Origin of the sequence: Citrobacter sp. C5_2 (assembly GCF_014596845.2) — a bacterium.
GTDB lineage: Bacteria > Pseudomonadota > Gammaproteobacteria > Enterobacterales > Enterobacteriaceae > Citrobacter > Citrobacter werkmanii.
Genome location: NZ_CP115032.1, coordinates 59,054 through 78,948 on the forward strand (window position 1 = coordinate 59,054; position 19,895 = coordinate 78,948).

Annotated in this window: 20 protein-coding genes and 2 pseudogenes; 13 read left to right on the forward strand and 9 right to left on the reverse strand. The window is 50.9% G+C overall.

The genetic code is table 11. From position 1 onward, the window contains the following. Positions 1-203 precede the first annotated feature (203 nt). Positions 204-1,118: an Rpn family recombination-promoting nuclease/putative transposase gene (locus ICA20_RS00290; protein ID WP_038635587.1), complete on the forward strand. Its 915-nt coding sequence runs from the start codon at positions 204-206 to the stop codon at positions 1,116-1,118. A 124-nt stretch (positions 1,119-1,242) separates the two neighbouring features. Further along, on the forward strand, positions 1,243-2,061 hold the full coding sequence (gene nlpA, locus ICA20_RS00295; RefSeq protein ID WP_038635584.1) for a lipoprotein NlpA: 819 nt from the start codon (positions 1,243-1,245) through the stop codon (positions 2,059-2,061). A gap of 26 nt (positions 2,062-2,087) precedes the next feature. On the opposite strand, the gene ICA20_RS00300 is transcribed toward nlpA, so the two are convergent. Beyond that, positions 2,088-2,990, reverse strand: coding sequence for a carboxylate/amino acid/amine transporter (locus ICA20_RS00300; RefSeq protein ID WP_038635581.1), 903 nt, complete (start codon positions 2,988-2,990; stop codon positions 2,088-2,090). A gap of 25 nt (positions 2,991-3,015) precedes the next feature. Next, positions 3,016-3,960 (reverse strand): LysR substrate-binding domain-containing protein, encoded by a 945-nt coding sequence (locus ICA20_RS00305; protein WP_038635578.1) that lies wholly within the window; start codon positions 3,958-3,960, stop codon positions 3,016-3,018. Positions 3,961-4,107: 147 nt separating this feature from the next. On the opposite strand from ICA20_RS00305, the gene ICA20_RS00310 reads away from it, so the two are divergent. Continuing rightward, positions 4,108-4,884, forward strand: a complete 777-nt coding sequence (locus ICA20_RS00310) for an SDR family oxidoreductase (RefSeq protein WP_038635575.1) — start codon at positions 4,108-4,110, stop codon at positions 4,882-4,884. A gap of 70 nt (positions 4,885-4,954) precedes the next feature. On the opposite strand, the gene ICA20_RS00315 is transcribed toward ICA20_RS00310, so the two are convergent. From ICA20_RS00315 to ICA20_RS00330, 4 genes and pseudogenes are all read right to left on the reverse strand, one after another. Next, positions 4,955-5,635, reverse strand: a complete 681-nt coding sequence (locus ICA20_RS00315) for a hydrolase (protein ID WP_038635572.1) — start codon at positions 5,633-5,635, stop codon at positions 4,955-4,957. Positions 5,636-5,686: 51 nt separating this feature from the next. Continuing rightward, positions 5,687-6,384, reverse strand: a protein-coding gene (locus ICA20_RS00320; RefSeq protein ID WP_095033700.1) for an IS1-like element IS1B family transposase whose coding sequence is annotated in 2 segments (ribosomal slippage) — positions 5,687-6,135 and positions 6,135-6,384 — 699 coding nt in all. Because the reading frame shifts where the segments join, the coding sequence is not laid out codon by codon here. A gap of 88 nt (positions 6,385-6,472) precedes the next feature. Next, positions 6,473-7,311, reverse strand: a pseudogene (gene aadA1, locus ICA20_RS00325) (ANT(3'')-Ia family aminoglycoside nucleotidyltransferase AadA1). Between the two features lie 112 nt (positions 7,312-7,423). Further along, a complete protein-coding gene (locus ICA20_RS00330; RefSeq protein WP_001334766.1) occupies positions 7,424-8,254 on the reverse strand; it encodes an oxacillin-hydrolyzing class D beta-lactamase OXA-1 in 831 nt (276 codons plus the stop codon). 209 nt (positions 8,255-8,463) lie between these two features. On the opposite strand from ICA20_RS00330, the gene intI1 reads away from it, so the two are divergent. The 5 genes and pseudogenes from intI1 to ICA20_RS00355 all read left to right on the forward strand — a co-directional run bounded on the left by intI1 (position 8,464) and on the right by ICA20_RS00355 (position 14,129). Beyond that, on the forward strand, positions 8,464-9,477 hold the full coding sequence (gene intI1 / locus ICA20_RS00335) for a class 1 integron integrase IntI1 (RefSeq protein WP_000845048.1): 1,014 nt from the start codon (positions 8,464-8,466) through the stop codon (positions 9,475-9,477). Between the two features lie 202 nt (positions 9,478-9,679). Further along, a pseudogene (locus ICA20_RS00340) lies at positions 9,680-10,030 on the forward strand (DUF3330 domain-containing protein); the annotation flags it as partial. A 125-nt stretch (positions 10,031-10,155) separates the two neighbouring features. Next, positions 10,156-10,716 carry a recombinase family protein gene (locus ICA20_RS00345; protein ID WP_000147567.1) on the forward strand — a complete coding sequence of 187 codons (561 nt, stop codon included), beginning with the start codon at positions 10,156-10,158 and terminating at the stop codon, positions 10,714-10,716. 2 nt (positions 10,717-10,718) lie between these two features. Beyond that, a complete protein-coding gene (locus ICA20_RS00350; RefSeq protein WP_001138064.1) occupies positions 10,719-13,685 on the forward strand; it encodes a Tn3-like element TnAs3 family transposase in 2,967 nt (988 codons plus the stop codon). A gap of 66 nt (positions 13,686-13,751) precedes the next feature. Beyond that, positions 13,752-14,129 carry a GNAT family N-acetyltransferase gene (locus ICA20_RS00355; protein ID WP_000656305.1) on the forward strand — a complete coding sequence of 126 codons (378 nt, stop codon included), beginning with the start codon at positions 13,752-13,754 and terminating at the stop codon, positions 14,127-14,129. A 200-nt stretch (positions 14,130-14,329) separates the two neighbouring features. Here ICA20_RS00355 and ICA20_RS00360 read toward each other — a convergent pair whose 3' ends face one another. Next, positions 14,330-14,989, reverse strand: coding sequence for a type A-1 chloramphenicol O-acetyltransferase (locus ICA20_RS00360; RefSeq protein ID WP_000412211.1), 660 nt, complete (start codon positions 14,987-14,989; stop codon positions 14,330-14,332). Between the two features lie 278 nt (positions 14,990-15,267). On the opposite strand from ICA20_RS00360, the gene ICA20_RS00365 reads away from it, so the two are divergent. From ICA20_RS00365 to ICA20_RS00380, 4 genes are all read left to right on the forward strand, one after another. Continuing rightward, positions 15,268-15,965, forward strand: a protein-coding gene (locus ICA20_RS00365; protein WP_095033700.1) for an IS1-like element IS1B family transposase whose coding sequence is annotated in 2 segments (ribosomal slippage) — positions 15,268-15,517 and positions 15,517-15,965 — 699 coding nt in all. Because the reading frame shifts where the segments join, the coding sequence is not laid out codon by codon here. Then, positions 15,962-16,225: an antibiotic biosynthesis monooxygenase gene (locus ICA20_RS00370; RefSeq protein ID WP_049802299.1), complete on the forward strand. Its 264-nt coding sequence runs from the start codon at positions 15,962-15,964 to the stop codon at positions 16,223-16,225. The genes ICA20_RS00365 and ICA20_RS00370 overlap by 4 nt, the downstream gene beginning before the upstream one ends. Next, complete coding sequence (locus ICA20_RS00375) at positions 16,218-16,604, forward strand: hypothetical protein (RefSeq protein WP_000460651.1); 387 nt, start codon at positions 16,218-16,220, stop codon at positions 16,602-16,604. Before ICA20_RS00370 ends, ICA20_RS00375 begins: the two co-directional genes overlap by 8 nt. A 7-nt stretch (positions 16,605-16,611) precedes the next feature. Next, a complete protein-coding gene (locus ICA20_RS00380) occupies positions 16,612-17,298 on the forward strand; it encodes a winged helix-turn-helix domain-containing protein (RefSeq protein ID WP_001284954.1) in 687 nt (228 codons plus the stop codon). Here ICA20_RS00380 and tetR(B) read toward each other — a convergent pair. Then, complete coding sequence (tetR(B), locus tag ICA20_RS00385; protein ID WP_000088605.1) at positions 17,276-17,899, reverse strand: tetracycline resistance transcriptional repressor TetR(B); 624 nt, start codon at positions 17,897-17,899, stop codon at positions 17,276-17,278. The genes ICA20_RS00380 and tetR(B) overlap by 23 nt on opposite strands. Positions 17,900-17,980: 81 nt before the next feature. Between tetR(B) and tet(B) the strand changes: the two genes are divergently transcribed. Next, complete coding sequence (gene tet(B), locus ICA20_RS00390; protein ID WP_129694983.1) at positions 17,981-19,186, forward strand: tetracycline efflux MFS transporter Tet(B); 1,206 nt, start codon at positions 17,981-17,983, stop codon at positions 19,184-19,186. A gap of 112 nt (positions 19,187-19,298) precedes the next feature. Here tet(B) and tetC read toward each other — a convergent pair whose 3' ends face one another. Further along, positions 19,299-19,892, reverse strand: a complete 594-nt coding sequence (gene tetC / locus ICA20_RS00395) for a tetracyline resistance-associated transcriptional repressor TetC (RefSeq protein ID WP_000428546.1) — start codon at positions 19,890-19,892, stop codon at positions 19,299-19,301. Positions 19,893-19,895: the final 3 nt, after the last annotated feature.

Genomic DNA, 19,895 nt, shown 5'->3' on the forward strand with positions numbered 1-19,895 from the left:
TCGCCGGATGGTGCATAAAAGATGCCTGGTAAGCGTTAGGTTTCACCGGGCATTTTTGCGAACACCATTCCCGGAAAATGAATACATTGCAAAAGTATGTATTTATTCGCCAAAGCGCCTCGCAGATGAAGAGTTTCCCTGATGTTGGTTGCGCTGCTGGCGAGTAAGGTTCCGTCATCTTGTTCTTTTGGTGACGGATCGCCATGAAAAATCCTACAACTTCTACCCCGCATGATGCAGTTTTTAAAAAGTTCTTAAACCATCCAGAAACGGCGAGGGATTTTCTTGATACCTATCTCCCAGCGTCATTGCGTGAACTTTGCGATCTGAACACACTGAAGCCGGAATCCGGGAGTTTTATTGAGGAAGACCTGCGTGTCAGCTATTCCGATGTACTGTGGTCACTAAAAACAAGGACTGGAAAAGGCTATATCTATGCGTTGATTGAACACCAGAGTTCGCCGGATGCGCATATGGCGTTCCGGATGATGCGTTATGCCATTGCCGCGATGCAGAGCCATCTTGATGCCGGAAACAAAACGCTGCCGCTAGTGGTGCCGATACTTTTTTATCATGGCGTTGCTAGCCCGTACCCTTTTTCACTGTGCTGGCTGGATGAGTTTGACGATTCAGAAACTGCGCGGCAGCTTTATGGCGCGGCTTTCCCGCTGGTAGACATCACAGTGGTGTCTGATGACGAGATTATGCAGCATCGGCGCATGGCGCTACTGGAACTTGTCCAAAAGCATATACGTGAGCGCGATTTGATGGTGCTGGTCGATAAACTGGTTGCTCTGCTGATTAAGGGACACGCTAATGACAGTCAGGTAGAAACGCTATTTAATTACCTGGTACAGTCCGGCAGCGCACCGCGTTTTGAAGCGTTTATTCGCGAGGTTGCCAGGCGTGTTCCCAGGCATAAGGAGAAATTAATGACGATTGCAGAATGCTTACGTGAGTCGGGGCGAAGAACAGGATTGCTGGAAGGCAAACTCGAAGGCAAAAAGGATGAAGCGTTGCGGATCGCCCATGCCATGCTTGAGAAGGGCATCGATCGTGAACTGGTGCTGATGATTACCGGGCTTTCCATTGATGAGCTCACGGCACATTCTGACTAATTATCCTTTTTTCCATTATGCTTTTTTCTTCTTGCTGATGCTTTTTCGTTTTTTAAACCGCAGTGGCCTTCCCGCTATAGTCATTTCATTACTCATCAGGCGGTTATTTCAAAAGGATAAAAACGTGAAACTGAAGATACCTCATTTTGCAGCCGGGACGGTGGTATTACTGGCGGGATTATTGCTGGCAGGGTGCGATCAGCAGAGCAACGACGCGAAACATATTAAAGTGGGCGTGATTAACGGCGCAGAGCAGGACGTGGCGGAGGTCGCGAAGAAAGTAGCCAAAGAGAAATACGGCCTGGACGTCGAGCTGGTGGGCTTCAGCGGTTCATTATTACCCAATGATGCCACTAATCATGGTGAACTGGATGCCAACGTCTTCCAGCATCGTCCGTTCCTTGAACAGGATAATAAAGCGCATAACTATAAGCTGGTGGCGGTGGGAAATACCTTTGTTTTTCCAATGGCCGGTTATTCGAAGAAAATCAAAACGGTAGCGGAACTGAAAGACGGCGCAACGATTGCAATACCTAACGATCCGACCAACCTTGGGCGGGCGCTGTTGTTGCTGCAAAAAGAAAAGTTAATCACCCTGAAAGCGGGGACAGGCCTGCTGCCTACGGCACTGGATATTACTGATAATCCACGGCATCTGAATATCATGGAGTTGGAAGGCGCGCAGCTACCACGCGTACTGGACGATCGGAAAGTGGATGTGGCGATTATCAGTACCACTTATATCCAACAAACCGGACTTTCCCCGGTGCATGACAGCGTATTTATCGAAGATAAGAACTCGCCGTATGTGAATATCCTGGTGGCGCGAGAAGACAACAAAGATGCCGAAAACGTGAAAGAATTTCTGCAATCTTATCAATCACCGGAAGTGGCAAAAGCGGCGGGATCCATCTTCAACGGCGGCGCGGTTCCGGGCTGGTAATTAACCCGTTGCCGCGCCGGTTGGGGTTAAACCGCTCTGGCGCGGCGACGTGAGTCCATTGAGATCAGCACTACCGACGAGAGGATCAGCATCGTGCCCAGCCAGTCAGGCAGGGTGAACGTAATGCCTAACAGCAGCAGAGACAACAACGCGCTGCTTAGCGGTTCCGCGCAGCTCAAAATGCTCGCTTTCGGGCCGCCAATCATCTGCGCACCTTTCAGGTACAGGCTAAACGTCAGTGACGTACCGATAACCACCAGATAGAAAAATGCCAGAATCAAACTGCCATTGACGACAAAGTTTGTTCCCTGCCCGGCATAAAACGGCAGCAGGATCATCCCGCCAATTAACATACTCCAGCCAACAACCGGCAGCGTACCGTAGCGCGCGATAAGCGTTGAAGGGTAGGTGGTATAAAACGCGGCGGCAAATGCGGAGGCAATTCCCCAGAACAGCGCGGCAGGTGAGATAGACAGCGATGTCGGGTTACCGTGGGTGACCAACAGGAACGTGCCAATGAGCGAGGTCAGGATCGCGGTTAGCACCAAAATGCCTGGTCGCGCTTTACGTACTACGGAAAACCACGCCACGATGATGGTTGGTGACAAAAATTGCAGTACCGTCGCAGTGGCGGCGTTAGATTTTTCAATAGTTAACAGAAAGGTCAACTGTACGGTAAGCGCGCCTACCACCGAGAAAATCAGCAGGCTAATCGCGTCTTTGCGGTTTTTGATAATGGAGAATACTTTGTCGCCGTGAACGAAAGAGAGCATCAGCAGAATAAGTCCGGCGAAAATCAGACGCGTCATGGTCAGGAACTGAGATGACATCTGACTTTGCTCCATGATGTACTGTGCACAAACGCCCGAACTTCCCCATAATACGGCGGCAATCAGGACGTTCATCATCCCTCTTCTGGTGGAACCCATCTTTCCCTCGGCATGTTGTTTTGTTTTATTTGTGTGCAGGCATCATAGCAGAGATAGCTGCGATTTCTGCCAGCACATCCGCAATCAGCCAGTCATTAAAGATTTTCACTTCCGGACGCATTACCGCATGCTGCGGCGTGACGATGTAGTATGACCACGTCAGCGGCCAACGGGTGTCGGGGTGAAGTTGCACCAGCTGTCCGTCGGTAAGTAACTGCTGAACCAGCGCCCGACGAACGATAGCCACCCCCTGACCGCTGATTGCCGCCAGGATCACCGCAGAGGTGGAGTTAATGTGCAGTCCACTGTCGCGGACGGCCGGGGCATGGGTAGCGTGCAAGACATCATCCCAGGCAGGAAAATGAGCGCCGGGGTGGGGGGTATCGTCGTGGATCAGCTTTTGCGCGGCCAGCCATTCCCCGCAGGCGATTTTATCTACCGGTACAATTCGTGGGCTGCAGACCAGAACGGCTTCTTCATCCATTAACCAGGTTTTATTGACGCCGGGCCAGTCACCTTTGCCGCAGCGTACGCCCAGATCGGCTTCGCCGTGGGCGACATCCATCAGCTTTTCCGTCACATTCAAACGTAATTCGATGTTTTCATGCGTTTGTGAGAAACGATTGAGACGACTCATCAACCAGTTCATGACCAGGACCTGCGACGCGGTAATGATCACCACCGAGCGCGCCCGACGGCCGCGCAGTTTGTTGAGTCCGGATTCCAGGTTATCCAGTCCCAGAGTGATGTCGCGCAATGCGTCCTGTGCTTCGCTGACCAGCGTGAGACGTTCTTTGCCCGTGCGGGTGCGATGTAACAGTGGATGGCCTACCCAATCTTCCAGCGCACGCACCAGTTGACCAACGGCTGCAGGCGTCACGCCCAGTTCCTGCGCCGCGCCGGTGAAGCTGCCATGGCGGGCGGTGGCTTCAAAAGCGTGTAACCATTTTAGCCGATTGAGTGAACGCATCTGCTTTTTTCCATTCTTATTAACTGTTTCCAGTATACGCCAGCGAGATAGATTTTCTTTCTTGAGATGCTATTTCTTCTCAGTCGTCAACTCCTGAGCCGAGTGGCATCTTTAGCGCGTCAACGAATTCTTTAAACGAGGTTAACGATGAGCGCATTCTTTGCCGGAAAGAAATTATTAGTGGTGGGTGGGACCAGTGGGATGGGGTTCGAAACGGCGAAACTGATCCTCCAGGGCGGCGGTAGCGTGGTGCTGGTAGGCAACCGCGCCGAGAAAGCGGAACGGGCCCGTCAGGCGTTGGCGGAGCTGGGTGACGTCTCCGTCATTGTGGCAGATCTGATGTCGGAAGCGGGGGTTAGGCAGGTGATGGCAACGGTGAATGCTGATCATAAAGACATCAACCTGTTAGTGAATGCGGCTGGTGTGTTTTTCCCGAAACCTTTTACTGAACATGAAGTTGAAGATTATGAGCTATATATGAGCCTCAATCGGGCGACGTTTTTCATCACCCGCGACGTGGTGCGCAATATGTTAGCAGACAATATAAACGGCGCCATCGTGAATATTGGTTCAATGTGGGCACAACAAGCGGTGGGCGCGACACCTTCATCGGCCTATTCGATGGCCAAAGCGGGTCTGCATGCTTTAACCAAAAATCTGGCTATTGAGCTGGGTGCGCATGGGATTCGCGTGAACGCCGTTTCGCCAGCGGTCGTGCATACCCCCATCTATGAAGGGTTTATCCCGAAAGAAGATGTACAAGGTGTGTTGAGCAGCTTTGACAGTTTCCACCCGATCGGTCGGGTCGGTAAGCCGCTTGACGTTGCCGAAACCGTCGCGTTCCTGCTGTCCGACAAGGCGGGTTGGGTGACTGGCGCTGTCTGGGATGTCGATGGCGGTGTTATGGCTGGACGTAATCGCTGACAGGGGCTGATGCTGCGCATTACAAAACGCCTGCTTATACGAAACAGGCGTTTGTGCAAGATCGGAAAAGTTAAGCGCGCTGAGAGTCCAGCAGCTCGTTATTTTTCACAACATCCTGGGCTTTGGTATAGCTTTCAATCAGTAACTGATAAGCCGGGAAGATTTTGGTATAGACTTCAGCCCATTCCGCTGCGTCTTCCCGATTCCAGGTTTTCTGCAGTTCAGACGCAACCGCGGCAGTATCCATCGGCACGACACCAGCCTGTACGACGCGGGCCATGGTGATCTCCTGCGCCATTTTGCTGTAGGTACCGGAAGCATCGATGACGGCAAAGACTTTATAACCTTCTGCTACCGCGCTGATGGCCGGGAATGCCATGCATACACTGGTGATGGTACCAGCAATAATCAGCGTCTTACGGCCTGTCGCTTTTACCGCTGCAACAAACTCTTTGTTATCCCAGGCGTTAATTTCACCTTTGCGTGCGACATAATGTGCGTGAGGCGCGTTCTCATGAATTTCCGGAATAAGCGGACCGTTTGGCCCCTGCGGCACAGAGGCGGTGGTAATCACCGGCATTTTGCATAAGGTGGCGATTTTTGCCAGAGCCGTAGCTCTTGCACGCAGTTCAGTCATTGGCATATCGCCAACGGTCTGGAACAGGCCGCTTTGATGATCGATAAGCAACATAACTGCGTCATTGACATCAATCACTGGGCGTTGGCCATTAAAATTAGCGGGTGTAGACATGATCCATTCCTTGTTGTTGCTTTTTGCAGGCTATCTGGTAATGACTCCAACTTATTGATAGTGTTTTATGTTCAGATAATGCCCGATGACTTTGTCATGCAGCTCCACCGATTTTGAGAACGACAGCGACTTCCGTCCCAGCCGTGCCAGGTGCTGCCTCAGATTCAGGTTATGCCGCTCAATTCGCTGCGTATATCGCTTGCTGATTACGTGCAGCTTTCCCTTCAGGCGGGATTCATACAGCGGCCAGCCATCCGTCATCCATATCACCACGTCAAAGGGTGACAGCAGGCTCATAAGACGCCCCAGCGTCGCCATAGTGCGTTCACCGAATACGTGCGCAACAACCGTCTTCCGGAGCCTGTCATACGCGTAAAACAGCCAGCGCTGGCGCGATTTAGCCCCGACGTATCCCCACTGTTCGTCCATTTCCGCGCAGACGATGACGTCACTGCCCGGCTGTATGCGCGAGGTTACCGACTGCGGCCTGAGTTTTTTAAATGGCGGAAAATCGTGTTGAGGCCAACGCCCATAATGCGGGCGGTTGCCCGGCATCCAACGCCATTCATGGCCATATCAATGATTTTCTGGTGCGTACCGGGTTGAGAAGCGGTGTAAGTGAACTGCAGTTGCCATGTTTTACGGCAGTGAGAGCAGAGATAGCGCTGATGTCCGGCGGTGCTTTTGCCGTTACGCACCACCCCGTCAGTAGCTGAACAGGAGGGACAGCTGATAGAAACAGAAGCCACTGGAGCACCTCAAAAACACCATCATACACTAAATCAGTAAGTTGGCAGCATCACCGCAATTATGTGCTTAGTGCATCTAACGCTTGAGTTAAGCCGCGCCGCGAAGCGGCGTCGGCTTGAACGAATTGTTAGACATTATTTGCCGACTACCTTGGTGATCTCGCCTTTCACGTAGTGAACAAATTCTTCCAACTGATCTGCGCGCGAGGCCAAGCGATCTTCTTCTTGTCCAAGATAAGCCTGTCTAGCTTCAAGTATGACGGGCTGATACTGGGCCGGCAGGCGCTCCATTGCCCAGTCGGCAGCGACATCCTTCGGCGCGATTTTGCCGGTTACTGCGCTGTACCAAATGCGGGACAACGTAAGCACTACATTTCGCTCATCGCCAGCCCAGTCGGGCGGCGAGTTCCATAGCGTTAAGGTTTCATTTAGCGCCTCAAATAGATCCTGTTCAGGAACCGGATCAAAGAGTTCCTCCGCCGCTGGACCTACCAAGGCAACGCTATGTTCTCTTGCTTTTGTCAGCAAGATAGCCAGATCAATGTCGATCGTGGCTGGCTCGAAGATACCTGCAAGAATGTCATTGCGCTGCCATTCTCCAAATTGCAGTTCGCGCTTAGCTGGATAACGCCACGGAATGATGTCGTCGTGCACAACAATGGTGACTTCTACAGCGCGGAGAATCTCGCTCTCTCCAGGGGAAGCCGAAGTTTCCAAAAGGTCGTTGATCAAAGCTCGCCGCGTTGTTTCATCAAGCCTTACGGTCACCGTAACCAGCAAATCAATATCACTGTGTGGCTTCAGGCCGCCATCCACTGCGGAGCCGTACAAATGTACGGCCAGCAACGTCGGTTCGAGATGGCGCTCGATGACGCCAACTACCTCTGATAGTTGAGTCGATACTTCGGCGATCACCACTTCCCTCATGATGTTTAACGTTTGAAATAAGGGGCGCCGAGCGCCAGCGAGGGGAGCCAAAAGCTTGCTTTTGGCCGTCCCGACTTGATTGAAGGGTTGGGCGATTTTGCCATTAGATTTTTTATAAATTTAGTGTGTTTAGAATGGTGATCGCATTTTTCTTGGCTTTTATGCTTGATGTTAAATTCGACCCCAAGTTTCCTGTAAGTGCGGACACAAAAACATATTTATGTCCTGATTTGCTTATAATAAACCCTTCAAACCATCCGTTTTGTAAGGTTCTATTTGCTGTGAATCCTGCACCAGTTTTCCCATACAGTTTTGTACTATTATCCAGATCTTGTAGATACATGTTCTCTATGGTGTTTTCTATGGCTGAGTTTTTAACTGGGAGATTGTGATTAATAATTTTACGCAGGAATTGAATTTGTTCTTCTGGTGAAATTTTTAAGCTACTTTCGAGCCATGCTTCTGTTAATCCGTTGTTTCTTTCTTTATCTCCAGAGAAGTCTTGATTTCCATAATCAAAATCTTTGAGATAATTCTTGATTTTATTTAATCCAATTTTTTGGGTTATTTCTTGCGAAACCCAAACAACAGAAAATTGCATCCACGTCTTTGGTGTATGATTGCTGTTCCAGATCTCCATTCCTTTGGGGGTTTTATCCCATTTGAATATGGTTTTCTGATCTATTATTTCCGCATCAAATGCCATAAGTGATAATGCGATCTTGAAAGTTGAATCTGGTGCCATTTGCGTTGCACACTTTGCTTTATTGAATTGAGCAATTTCAGCGTTTGTGGATGCATCGTAAAGTAAAAAACAACCTTCAGTTCCTTCAAATAATGGAGATGCAACAGTAGAGATATCTGTTGATGCACTGGCGCTGCTGTAGATAATATTTGCAATTATTAAAAAAATAGCGAAGTTGATATGTATTGTGTTTTTCATAATAAGTATTGGTTTGGTAAAGGGCTTAATTTTAACGGCTAACAATTAATGAGGCTCCGGGTTCGCCCAACTTTGTTTTAGGGCGACTGCCCTGCTGCGTAACATCGTTGCTGCTCCATAACATCAAACATCGACCCACGGCGTAACGCGCTTGCTGCTTGGATGCCCGAGGCATAGACTGTACCCCAAAAAAACAGTCATAACAAGCCATGAAAACCGCCACTGCGCCGTTACCACCGCTGCGTTCGGTCAAGGTTCTGGACCAGTTGCGTGAGCGCATACGCTACTTGCATTACAGCTTACGAACCGAACAGGCTTATGTCCACTGGGTTCGTGCCTTCATCCGTTTCCACGGTGTGCGTCACCCGGCAACCTTGGGCAGCAGCGAAGTCGAGGCATTTCTGTCCTGGCTGGCGAACGAGCGCAAGGTTTCGGTCTCCACGCATCGTCAGGCATTGGCGGCCTTGCTGTTCTTCTACGGCAAGGTGCTGTGCACGGATCTGCCCTGGCTTCAGGAGATCGGAAGACCTCGGCCGTCGCGGCGCTTGCCGGTGGTGCTGACCCCGGATGAAGTGGTTCGCATCCTCGGTTTTCTGGAAGGCGAGCATCGTTTGTTCGCCCAGCTTCTGTATGGAACGGGCATGCGGATCAGTGAGGGTTTGCAACTGCGGGTCAAGGATCTGGATTTCGATCACGGCACGATCATCGTGCGGGAGGGCAAGGGCTCCAAGGATCGGGCCTTGATGTTACCCGAGAGCTTGGCACCCAGCCTGCGCGAGCAGCTGTCGCGTGCACGGGCATGGTGGCTGAAGGACCAGGCCGAGGGCCGCAGCGGCGTTGCGCTTCCCGACGCCCTTGAGCGGAAGTATCCGCGCGCCGGGCATTCCTGGCCGTGGTTCTGGGTTTTTGCGCAGCACACGCATTCGACCGATCCACGGAGCGGTGTCGTGCGTCGCCATCACATGTATGACCAGACCTTTCAGCGCGCCTTCAAACGTGCCGTAGAACAAGCAGGCATCACGAAGCCCGCCACACCGCACACCCTCCGCCACTCGTTCGCGACGGCCTTGCTCCGCAGCGGTTACGACATTCGAACCGTGCAGGATCTGCTCGGCCATTCCGACGTCTCTACGACGATGATTTACACGCATGTGCTGAAAGTTGGCGGTGCCGGAGTGCGCTCACCGCTTGATGCGCTGCCGCCCCTCACTAGTGAGAGGTAGGGCAGCGCAAGTCAATCCTGGCGGATTCACTACCCCTGCGCGAAGGCCATCGGTGCCGCATCGAACGGCCGGTTGCGGAAAGTCCTCCCTGCGTCCGCTGATGGCCGGCAGCAGCCCGTCGTTGCCTGATGGATCCAACCCCTCCGCTGCTATAGTGCAGTCGGCTTCTGACGTTCAGTGCAGCCGTCTTCTGAAAACGACAATGGAGGTGGTAGCCGAGGGTGTGGAAACACCCGACTGCCTTGCGTGGTTGCGGCAGGCGGGTTGCGACACGGTGCAGGGTTTCCTGTTCGCCAGGCCGATGCCGGCGGCGGCCTTCGTCGGCTTCGTCAACCAATGGAGGAACACCACCATGAACGCCAATGAACCGAGCACCAGTTGCTGCGTGTGCTGCAAGGAAATCCCGCTCGATGCCGCCTTCACGCCGGAAGGGGCCGAGTACGTGGAGCATTTCTGCGGGCTGGAGTGCTATCAGCGCTTCCAGGCGCGGGCCAGCACTGCGACCGAAACCAGCGTCAAACCGGACGCTTGTGATTCGCCGCCGTCAGGTTGAGGCATACCCTAACCTGATGTCAGATGCCATGTGTAAATTGCGTCAGGATAGGATTGAATTTTGAATTTATTGACATATCTCGTTGAAGGTCATAGAGTCTTCCCTGACATTTTGCAGGGAATTCCATGACTGGACAGCGCATTGGGTATATCAGGGTCAGCACCTTCGACCAGAACCCGGAACGGCAACTGGAAGGCGTCAAGGTTGATCGCGCTTTTAGCGACAAGGCATCCGGCAAGGATGTCAAGCGTCCGCAACTGGAAGCGCTGATAAGCTTCGCCCGCACCGGCGACACCGTGGTGGTGCATAGCATGGATCGCCTGGCGCGCAATCTCGATGATTTGCGCCGGATCGTGCAAACGCTGACACAACGCGGCGTGCATATCGAATTCGTCAAGGAACACCTCAGTTTTACTGGCGAAGACTCTCCGATGGCGAACCTGATGCTCTCGGTGATGGGCGCGTTCGCCGAGTTCGAGCGCGCCCTGATCCGCGAGCGTCAGCGCGAGGGTATTGCGCTCGCCAAGCAACGCGGGGCTTACCGTGGCAGGAAGAAATCCCTGTCGTCTGAGCGTATTGCCGAACTGCGCCAACGTGTCGAGGCTGGCGAGCAAAAGACCAAGCTTGCTCGTGAATTCGGAATCAGTCGCGAAACCCTGTATCAATACTTGAGAACGGATCAGTAAATATGCCACGTCGTTCCATCCTGTCCGCCGCCGAGCGGGAAAGCCTGCTGGCGTTGCCGGACTCCAAGGACGACCTGATCCGACATTACACATTCAACGATACCGACCTCTCGATCATCCGACAGCGGCGCGGGCCAGCCAATCGGCTGGGCTTCGCGGTGCAGCTCTGTTACCTGCGCTTTCCCGGCGTCATCCTGGGCGTCGATGAACTACCGTTCCCGCCCTTGTTGAAGCTGGTCGCCGACCAGCTCAAGGTCGGCGTCGAAAGCTGGAACGAGTACGGCCAGCGGGAGCAGACCCGGCGCGAGCACCTGAGCGAGCTGCAAACCGTGTTCGGTTTCCGGCCCTTCACCATGAGCCATTACCGGCAGGCCGTCCAGATGCTGACCGAGCTGGCGATGCAAACCGACAAAGGCATCGTGCTGGCCAGCGCCTTGATCGGGCACCTGCGGCGGCAGTCGGTCATTCTGCCCGCCCTCAACGCCGTCGAGCGGGCGAGTGCCGAGGCGATCACCCGTGCTAACCGGCGCATCTACGACGCCTTGGCCGAACCACTGGCGGACGCGCATCGCCGCCGCCTCGACGATCTGCTCAAGCGCCGGGACAACGGCAAGACGACCTGGTTGGCTTGGTTGCGCCAGTCTCCGGCCAAGCCAAATTCGCGGCATATGCTGGAACACATCGAACGCCTCAAGGCATGGCAGGCACTCGATCTGCCTACCGGCATCGAGCGGCTGGTTCACCAGAACCGCCTGCTCAAGATTGCCCGCGAGGGCGGCCAGATGACACCCGCCGACCTGGCCAAATTCGAGCCGCAACGGCGCTACGCCACTCTCGTGGCGCTGGCCACCGAGGGCATGGCCACCGTCACCGACGAAATCATCGACCTGCACGACCGCATCCTGGGTAAGCTGTTTAACGCTGCCAAGAATAAGCATCAGCAGCAGTTCCAGGCGTCAGGCAAGGCCATCAACGCCAAGGTACGTCTGTACGGGCGCATCGGTCAGGCGCTGATCGACGCCAAGCAATCAGGCCGCGATGCGTTTGCCGCCATCGAGGCCGTCATGTCCTGGGATTCCTTTGCCGAGAGCGTCACCGAGGCGCAGAAGCTCGCGCAACCCGATGACTTCGATTTCCTGCATCGCATCGGCGAGAGCTACGCCACCCTGCGCCGCTATGCACCGGAATTCCTTGCCGTGCTCAAGCTGCGGGCCGCGCCCGCCGCCAAAAACGTGCTTGATGCCATTGAGGTGCTGCGCGGCATGAACACCGACAACGCCCGCAAGCTGCCAGCCGATGCACCGACCGGCTTCATCAAGCCGCGCTGGCAGAAACTGGTGATGACCGACGCCGGCATCGACCGGCGCTACTACGAACTGTGCGCGCTGTCCGAGTTGAAGAACTCCCTGCGCTCGGGCGACATCTGGGTGCAGGGTTCACGCCAGTTCAAGGACTTCGAGGACTACCTGGTACCGCCCGAGAAGTTCACCAGCCTCAAGCAGTCCAGCGAATTGCCGCTGGCCGTGGCCACCGACTGCGAACAATATCTGCATGAGCGGCTGACGCTGCTGGAAGCACAACTTGCCACCGTCAACCGCATGGCGGCAGCCAACGACCTGCCGGATGCCATCATCACCGAGTCGGGCTTGAAGATCACGCCGCTGGATGCGGCGGTGCCCGACACCGCGCAGGCGCTGATAGACCAGACAGCCATGGTCCTGCCGCACGTCAAGATCACCGAACTGCTGCTCGAAGTCGATGAGTGGACGGGCTTCACCCGGCACTTCACGCACTTGAAATCGGGCGATCTGGCCAAGGACAAGAACCTGTTGTTGACCACGATCCTGGCCGACGCGATCAACCTGGGCCTGACCAAGATGGCCGAGTCCTGCCCCGGCACGACCTACGCGAAGCTCGCTTGGCTGCAAGCCTGGCATACCCGCGACGAAACGTACTCGACAGCGTTGGCTGAACTGGTCAACGCTCAGTTTCGGCATCCCTTTGCCGGGCACTGGGGCGATGGCACCACATCATCATCGGACGGACAGAATTTCCGAACCGCTAGCAAGGCAAAGAGCACGGGGCACATCAACCCAAAATATGGCAGCAGCCCAGGACGGACTTTCTACACCCACATCTCCGACCAATACGCGCCATTCCACACCAAGGTGGTCAATGTCGGCCTGCGCGACTCAACCTACGTGCTCGACGGCCTGCTGTACCACGAATCCGACCTGCGGATCGAGGAGCACTACACCGACACGGCGGGCTTCACCGATCACGTCTTCGCCCTGATGCACCTCTTGGGCTTCCGCTTCGCGCCGCGCATCCGCGACCTGGGCGACACCAAGCTCTACATCCCGAAGGGCGATGCCGCCTATGACGCGCTCAAGCCGATGATCGGCGGCACGCTCAACATCAAGCACGTCCGCGCCCATTGGGACGAAATCCTGCGGCTGGCCACCTCGATCAAGCAGGGCACGGTGACGGCCTCGCTGATGCTCAGGAAACTCGGCAGCTACCCGCGCCAGAACGGCTTGGCCGTCGCGCTGCGCGAGTTGGGCCGCATCGAGCGCACGCTGTTCATCCTCGACTGGCTGCAAAGCGTCGAGCTACGCCGCCGCGTGCATGCCGGGCTGAACAAGGGCGAGGCGCGCAATGCGCTGGCCCGTGCCGTGTTCTTCAACCGCCTTGGTGAAATCCGTGACCGCAGTTTCGAGCAGCAGCGCTACCGGGCCAGCGGCCTCAACCTGGTGACGGCGGCCATCGTGCTGTGGAACACGGTCTACCTGGAGCGTGCGGCGCATGCGTTGCGCGGCAATGGTCATGCCGTCGATGACTCGCTATTGCAGTACCTGTCGCCACTCGGCTGGGAGCACATCAACCTGACCGGTGATTACCTATGGCGCAGCAGCGCCAAGATCGGCGCGGGGAAGTTCAGGCCGCTACGGCCTCTGCAACCGGCTTAGCGTGCTTTATTTTCCGTTTTCTGAGACGACCCCTATTATGGCGAAGGTATCATTCAGGAAGCGTTGATGAAGGATTATCTCTGTAAAAAGTTATTCAACCGGCTTTCCGGTACCCTGGTGATCAGAGCGCGCTGCGGCAATAACATTACTGGCCTGGCATGTTGCAATATTCTTTATCCCTCGCCCCGATACAGCGGTCAGCTGCATATTAAAGAGCTGTATGTTTCTCAGTGCGATCGAAATAAGGGCACGGGTAAAGCGATAATGCGCTTTATAGCCCGGCTTGCGCTTGAACAGGAATGCCTTAGCCTTAGCTGGAACGCTGAAAAATCCAACCCCGGCGCTAACCGTTTTTATCAGGCTCTGGGAGGCAGAATAAATGATCATATCGTCAATTATTACCTCCACGGGGAGAGCCTGAGCAAACTGGCCTCAGGCATTTGAGAAGCACACGGTCACACTGCTTCCGGTAGTCAATAAACCGGTAAACCAGCAATAGACATAAGCGGCTATTTAACGACCCTGCCCTGAACCGACGACCGGGTCGAATTTGCTTTCGAATTTCTGCCATTCATCCGCTTATTATCACTTATTCAGGCGTAGCAACCAGGCGTTTAAGGGCACCAATAACTGCCTTAAAAAAATTACGCCCCGCCCTGCCACTCATCGCAGTACTGTTGTAATTCATTAAGCATTCTGCCGACATGGAAGCCATCACAAACGGCATGATGAACCTGAATCGCCAGCGGCATCAGCACCTTGTCGCCTTGCGTATAATATTTGCCCATGGTGAAAACGGGGGCGAAGAAGTTGTCCATATTGGCCACGTTTAAATCAAAACTGGTGAAACTCACCCAGGGATTGGCTGAGACGAAAAACATATTCTCAATAAACCCTTTAGGGAAATAGGCCAGGTTTTCACCGTAACACGCCACATCTTGCGAATATATGTGTAGAAACTGCCGGAAATCGTCGTGGTATTCACTCCAGAGCGATGAAAACGTTTCAGTTTGCTCATGGAAAACGGTGTAACAAGGGTGAACACTATCCCATATCACCAGCTCACCGTCTTTCATTGCCATACGGAATTCCGGATGAGCATTCATCAGGCGGGCAAGAATGTGAATAAAGGCCGGATAAAACTTGTGCTTATTTTTCTTTACGGTCTTTAAAAAGGCCGTAATATCCAGCTGAACGGTCTGGTTATAGGTACATTGAGCAACTGACTGAAATGCCTCAAAATGTTCTTTACGATGCCATTGGGATATATCAACGGTGGTATATCCAGTGATTTTTTTCTCCATTTTAGCTTCCTTAGCTCCTGAAAATCTCGATAACTCAAAAAATACGCCCGGTAGTGATCTTATTTCATTATGGTGAAAGTTGGAACCTCTTACGTGCCGATCAACGTCTCATTTTCGCCAAAAGTTGGCCCAGGGCTTCCCGGTATCAACAGGGACACCAGGATTTATTTATTCTGCGAAGTGATCTTCCGTCACAGGTATTTATTCGGCGCAAAGTGCGTCGGGTGATGCTGCCAACTTACTGATTTAGTGTATGATGGTGTTTTTGAGGTGCTCCAGTGGCTTCTGTTTCTATCAGCTGTCCCTCCTGTTCAGCTACTGACGGGGTGGTGCGTAACGGCAAAAGCACCGCCGGACATCAGCGCTATCTCTGCTCTCACTGCCGTAAAACATGGCAACTGCAGTTCACTTACACCGCTTCTCAACCCGGTACGCACCAGAAAATCATTGATATGGCCATGAATGGCGTTGGATGCCGGGCAACCGCCCGCATTATGGGCGTTGGCCTCAACACGATTTTCCGCCATTTAAAAAACTCAGGCCGCAGTCGGTAACCTCGCGCATACAGCCGGGCAGTGACGTCATCGTCTGCGCGGAAATGGACGAACAGTGGGGATACGTCGGGGCTAAATCGCGCCAGCGCTGGCTGTTTTACGCGTATGACAGGCTCCGGAAGACGGTTGTTGCGCACGTATTCGGTGAACGCACTATGGCGACGCTGGGGCGTCTTATGAGCCTGCTGTCACCCTTTGACGTGGTGATATGGATGACGGATGGCTGGCCGCTGTATGAATCCCGCCTGAAGGGAAAGCTGCACGTAATCAGCAAGCGATATACGCAGCGAATTGAGCGGCATAACCTGAATCTGAGGCAGCACCTGGCACGGCTGGGACGGAAGTCGCTGTCGTTCTCAAAATCGGTGGAGCTGCATGACAAAGTCATCGGGCATTATCTGAACATAAAACACTATCAATAAGTTGGAGTCATTACCGACCACTATTAAGTCATGTAGCTGGTTTTATTTCAATTGAACGTTTTCAAAGTCTAGCTACAGAAGGAAAAATGTTATCGCTATCTTGGTGGGAAAACGAATACGCAGTTCTGCAATGGAAAAATCATGTTTTACATGCGAAAGCTCAACAAGAAGGGCGAGAGTCAATATTTGATTTTTACAAAATTAGTATTGCTCATATTACTCGCGAATATTCATTTAAAAAGGACAAGGATAATGTTTGATGTTCACGTTGTTTTAGATAATCAAATAGGACAATTAGCATTACTAGGAAAAACATTAGGTAATAAAGGTATTGGATTGGAAGGGGGAGGGATATTTACGGTTGGTGATGAATGCCATGCTCATTTTCTTGTTGAACAAGGAAAGGAAGCTAAAATAGCGCTAGAGCAAGCTGGACTGTTAGTACTTGCGATCCGGACACCATTAATTCGTAAGTTAAAACAGGAAAAACCGGGGGAACTTGGCGAAATAGCACGAGTATTGGCGGAGAATAACATTAATATTTTAGTGCAATACAGTGACCATGCTAACCAACTGATATTAATAACGGACAATGATAGTATGGCTGCATCTGTTACGCTCCCTTGGGCAATAAAGTGAACTTGCGATGGCTAATTTAATACGAAAAGAGGTTACCTTTGAGTCCTCAATAGCCGCGATAGGGGCGGCTATGTCTGACATTTCACGAGTTAAAATACTCAGTGCTTTGATGGATGGGCGAGCTTGGACGGCCACTGAGCTAAGTTCTGTGGCGAATATATCAGCTTCAACGGCGAGCAGTCATTTATCTAAATTATTAGATTGCCAGCTAATCACAGTAGTAGCTCAAGGCAAGCATCGTTATTTTCGGCTAGCAGGAAAAGATATTGCTGAATTGATGGAAAGTATGATGGGGATCTCCTTAAACCATGGCGTACATGCCAAAGTTTCCACGCCAGTGCATTTACGAAAAGCACGTACTTGCTATGATCATTTAGCTGGCGAAGTTGCCGTTAAGATCTATGATTCCCTTTGTCAACAGCAATGGATCACTGAAAATGGTTCAATGATCACATTAAGTGGTATTCAATATTTTCATGAAATGGGAATTGACGTTCCTTCCAAACATTCACGTAAAATCTGTTGTGCGTGTTTAGATTGGAGTGAACGCCGTTTCCATTTAGGTGGGTACGTTGGAGCCGCATTATTTTCGCTTTATGAATCTAAAGGGTGGTTAACTCGACATCTTGGTTACCGTGAAGTTACCATCACGGAAAAAGGTTATGCTGCTTTTAAGACCCACTTTCACATTTAAGTTGTTTTTCTAATCCGCATATGATCAATTCAAGGCCGAATAAGAAGGCTGGCTCTGCACCTTGGTGATCAAATAATTCGATAGCTTGTCGTAATAATGGCGGCATACTATCAGTAGTAGGTGTTTCCCTTTCTTCTTTAGCGACTTGATGCTCTTGATCTTCCAATACGCAACCTAAAGTAAAATGCCCCACAGCGCTGAGTGCATATAATGCATTCTCTAGTGAAAAACCTTGTTGGCATAAAAAGGCTAATTGATTTTCGAGAGTTTCATACTGTTTTTCTGTAGGCCGTGTACCTAAATGTACTTTTGCTCCATCGCGATGACTTAGTAAAGCACATCTAAAACTTTTAGCGTTATTACGTAAAAAATCTTGCCAGCTTTCCCCTTCTAAAGGGCAAAAGTGAGTATGGTGCCTATCTAACATCTCAATGGCTAAGGCGTCGAGCAAAGCCCGCTTATTTTTTACATGCCAATACAATGTAGGCTGCTCTACACCTAGCTTCTGGGCGAGTTTACGGGTTGTTAAACCTTCGATTCCGACCTCATTAAGCAGCTCTAATGCGCTGTTAATCACTTTACTTTTATCTAATCTAGACATCATTAATTCCTAATTTTTGTTGACACTCTATCATTGATAGAGTTATTTTACCACTCCCTATCAGTGATAGAGAAAAGTGAAATGAATAGTTCGACAAAGATCGCATTGGTAATTACGTTACTCGATGCCATGGGGATTGGCCTTATCATGCCAGTCTTGCCAACGTTATTACGTGAATTTATTGCTTCGGAAGATATCGCTAACCACTTTGGCGTATTGCTTGCACTTTATGCGTTAATGCAGGTTATCTTTGCTCCTTGGCTTGGAAAAATGTCTGACCGATTTGGTCGGCGCCCAGTGCTGTTGTTGTCATTAATAGGCGCATCGCTGGATTACTTATTGCTGGCTTTTTCAAGTGCGCTTTGGATGCTGTATTTAGGCCGTTTGCTTTCAGGGATCACAGGAGCTACTGGGGCTGTCGCGGCATCGGTCATTGCCGATACCACCTCAGCTTCTCAACGCGTGAAGTGGTTCGGTTGGTTAGGGGCAAGTTTTGGGCTTGGTTTAATAGCGGGGCCTATTATTGGTGGTTTTGCAGGAGAGATTTCACCGCATAGTCCCTTTTTTATCGCTGCGTTGCTAAATATTGTCGCTTTCCTTGTGGTTATGTTTTGGTTCCGTGAAACCAAAAATACACGTGATAATACAGATACCGAAGTAGGGGTTGAGACGCAATCGAATTCGGTATACATCACTTTATTTAAAACGATGCCCATTTTGTTGATTATTTATTTTTCAGCGCAATTGATAGGCCAAATTCCCGCAACGGTGTGGGTGCTATTTACCGAAAATCGTTTTGGATGGAATAGCATGATGGTTGGCTTTTCATTAGCGGGTCTTGGTCTTTTACACTCAGTATTCCAAGCCTTTGTGGCAGGAAGAATAGCCACTAAATGGGGCGAAAAAACGGCAGTACTGCTCGGATTTATTGCAGATAGTAGTGCATTTGTCTTTTTAGCGTTTATATCTGAAGGTTGGTTAGTTTTCCCTGTTTTAATTTTATTGGCTGGTGGTGGGATCGCTTTACCTGCATTACAGGGAGTGATGTCTATCCAAACAAAGAGTCATCAGCAAGGTGCTTTACAGGGATTATTGGTGAGCCTTACCAATGCAACCGGTGTTATTGGCCCATTACTGTTTGCTGTTATTTATAATCATTCACTACCAATTTGGGATGGCTGGATTTGGATTATTGGTTTAGCGTTTTACTGTATTATTATCCTGCTATCGATGACCTTCATGTTAACCCCTCAAGCTCAGGGGAGTAAACAGGAGACAAGTGCTTAGTTATTTCGTCACCAAATGATGTTATTCCGCGAAATATAATGACCCTCTTGATAACCCAAGAGGGCATTTTTTACGATAAAGAAGATTTAGCTTCAAATAAAACCTATCTATTTTATTTATCTTTCAAGCTCAATAAAAAGCCGCGGTAAATAGCAATAAATTGGCCTTTTTTATCGGCAAGCTCTTTTAGGTTTTTCGCATGTATTGCGATATGCATAAACCAGCCATTGAGTAAGTTTTTAAGCACATCATCATCATAAGCTTTAAGTTGGTTCTCTTGGATCAATTTGCTGACAATGGCGTTTACCTTACCAGTAATGTATTCAAGGCTAATTTTTTCAAGTTCATTCCAACCAATGATAGGCATCACTTCTTGGATAGGGATAAGGTTTTTATTATTATCAATAATATAATCAAGATAATGTTCAAATATACTTTCTAAGGCAGACCAACCATTTGTTAAATCAGTTTTTGTTGTGATGTAGGCATCAATCATAATTAATTGCTGCTTATAACAGGCACTGAGTAATTGTTTTTTATTTTTAAAGTGATGATAAAAGGCACCTTTGGTCACCAACGCTTTTCCCGAGATCTCATCTATTGAAACAGCTTGATAGCCTTTTTCAACAAACAATATTCGTGCTGAGTTAACCAGTGATTGATAGGTACTCTTAAAATTTTCTTGTTGATGATTTTTATTTTCCATGAT

What these genes read in the sequence shown, in the direction of transcription:
- ICA20_RS00290 (WP_038635587.1), top strand. Translation starts at nt 204, where the DNA reads ATGAAAAATCCTACAACTTCTACCCCGCATGATGCAGTTTTTAAAAAG.
- ICA20_RS00300 (WP_038635581.1), bottom strand. Translation starts at nt 2,990, where the DNA reads ATGGGTTCCACCAGAAGAGGGATGATGAACGTCCTGATTGCCGCCGTA.
- ICA20_RS00305 (WP_038635578.1), bottom strand. Translation starts at nt 3,960, where the DNA reads ATGCGTTCACTCAATCGGCTAAAATGGTTACACGCTTTTGAAGCCACC.
- ICA20_RS00310 (WP_038635575.1), top strand. Translation starts at nt 4,108, where the DNA reads ATGAGCGCATTCTTTGCCGGAAAGAAATTATTAGTGGTGGGTGGGACC.
- ICA20_RS00315 (WP_038635572.1), bottom strand. Translation starts at nt 5,635, where the DNA reads ATGTCTACACCCGCTAATTTTAATGGCCAACGCCCAGTGATTGATGTC.
- ICA20_RS00330 (WP_001334766.1), bottom strand. Translation starts at nt 8,254, where the DNA reads ATGAAAAACACAATACATATCAACTTCGCTATTTTTTTAATAATTGCA.
- intI1 (WP_000845048.1), top strand. Translation starts at nt 8,464, where the DNA reads ATGAAAACCGCCACTGCGCCGTTACCACCGCTGCGTTCGGTCAAGGTT.
- ICA20_RS00345 (WP_000147567.1), top strand. Translation starts at nt 10,156, where the DNA reads ATGACTGGACAGCGCATTGGGTATATCAGGGTCAGCACCTTCGACCAG.
- ICA20_RS00350 (WP_001138064.1), top strand. Translation starts at nt 10,719, where the DNA reads ATGCCACGTCGTTCCATCCTGTCCGCCGCCGAGCGGGAAAGCCTGCTG.
- ICA20_RS00355 (WP_000656305.1), top strand. Translation starts at nt 13,752, where the DNA reads ATGAAGGATTATCTCTGTAAAAAGTTATTCAACCGGCTTTCCGGTACC.
- ICA20_RS00360 (WP_000412211.1), bottom strand. Translation starts at nt 14,989, where the DNA reads ATGGAGAAAAAAATCACTGGATATACCACCGTTGATATATCCCAATGG.
- ICA20_RS00375 (WP_000460651.1), top strand. Translation starts at nt 16,218, where the DNA reads ATGTTTGATGTTCACGTTGTTTTAGATAATCAAATAGGACAATTAGCA.
- ICA20_RS00380 (WP_001284954.1), top strand. Translation starts at nt 16,612, where the DNA reads ATGGCTAATTTAATACGAAAAGAGGTTACCTTTGAGTCCTCAATAGCC.
- tetC (WP_000428546.1), bottom strand. Translation starts at nt 19,892, where the DNA reads ATGGAAAATAAAAATCATCAACAAGAAAATTTTAAGAGTACCTATCAA.